Genomic DNA, 1129 nt, shown 5'->3' with positions numbered 1-1129 from the left:
ATCCTTCTAGGTAAACAAGCGATTGATGACGACTCGAATCAGGTGGGTCAGATGCTTGCTGCTTTACTTGGCGCTGGTCAAGGTACCTTTGCTTCTGTCGTCAATGTTGCTGGCGACAAAGTTCAGGTGACTCGTGAAGTGGATGGTGGTTTACAAACGGTTGAACTGAACCTGCCTGCCATTATTACCACGGACTTGCGTTTGAACGAGCCACGTTATGCAGCTCTGCCAAACATCATGAAAGCGCGTAAAAAACCGCTTGATGTGAAGTCTCCTGCAGATTATGGCGTTTCAGCGACGACTAAACTTAAAACAGTGAAGGTTGAGCCACCAGCAGAGCGTAAAGCTGGCGTACAAGTGAAATCTGTTGACGAGCTTGTTGCAAAACTTAAAAACGAAGCGAAAGTGATCTAATACAGAAGGATAAAATCATGAGTATTTTAGTTATCGCTGAGCACGACAATAAAGCACTAAACGCTGCTACTTTAAACGTTGTTGCTGCAGCTCAAAAAATTGGTGGTGATATCACTGTATTGGTTGCGGGGGCTGGTGCTCAGGCCGTTGCTGACCAGGCGGCTCAAGTTGCGGGTGTCAGCAAGGTATTGCTTGCGGACAACGCGGCTTATGCACATCAGTTGGCTGAAAATGTGGCTAAACTCGTTGCCGAGTTAGGCAAAGGCTATAGCCATATCCTGGCTGCATCTACCTCAAATGGTAAAAACGTATTGCCACGCGCTGCTGCACTTTTAGACGTCAGCATGATCACGGATATCGTTGCTGTTGAAAGCCCTAAAACTTTCAAACGTCCAATTTATGCAGGTAACGCCATTGCAACGGTAGAATCTTCTGAATCTGTTGTTGTTGCCACTGTTCGTGGTACTGCATTTGATCCTGTCGCGACCACAGGCGGTTCTGCGGCAGTGGAAGCGGTAAGCGACGTTCAAGATGCGGGCATCTCTACATTTATTTCTGAAGAGATTGTTAAATCTGAACGTCCAGAACTTACAGCTGCGCGTATTGTGGTTTCTGGTGGTCGCGGTGTGGGTTCAGGTGAAAACTACCACACAATCCTTGATCCGTTGGCGGACAAGCTGGGCGCTGCTCAAGGTGCTTCACGTGCTGCAGTGGA

At 47.9% G+C, this 1129-nt stretch carries 2 protein-coding genes; both read left to right on the top strand.

Going from position 1 to position 1129, the window contains the following annotated elements:
- The coding region (locus HLH14_RS12050) for an electron transfer flavoprotein subunit beta/FixA family protein (RefSeq protein ID WP_171533150.1) at positions 1–414 on the top strand (414 nt) is incomplete at its 5' end.
- Positions 415–431: 17 nt separating this feature from the next.
- The coding region (locus tag HLH14_RS12045) for an FAD-binding protein (protein WP_171533149.1) at positions 432–1129 on the top strand (698 nt) is incomplete at its 3' end.

Source organism: Acinetobacter terrae (assembly GCF_013004375.1).
GTDB lineage: Bacteria > Pseudomonadota > Gammaproteobacteria > Pseudomonadales > Moraxellaceae > Acinetobacter > Acinetobacter terrae.
Note: the sequence above shows the minus strand (reverse complement) of the source record. Positions and strands in the feature narration are given on the sequence as shown.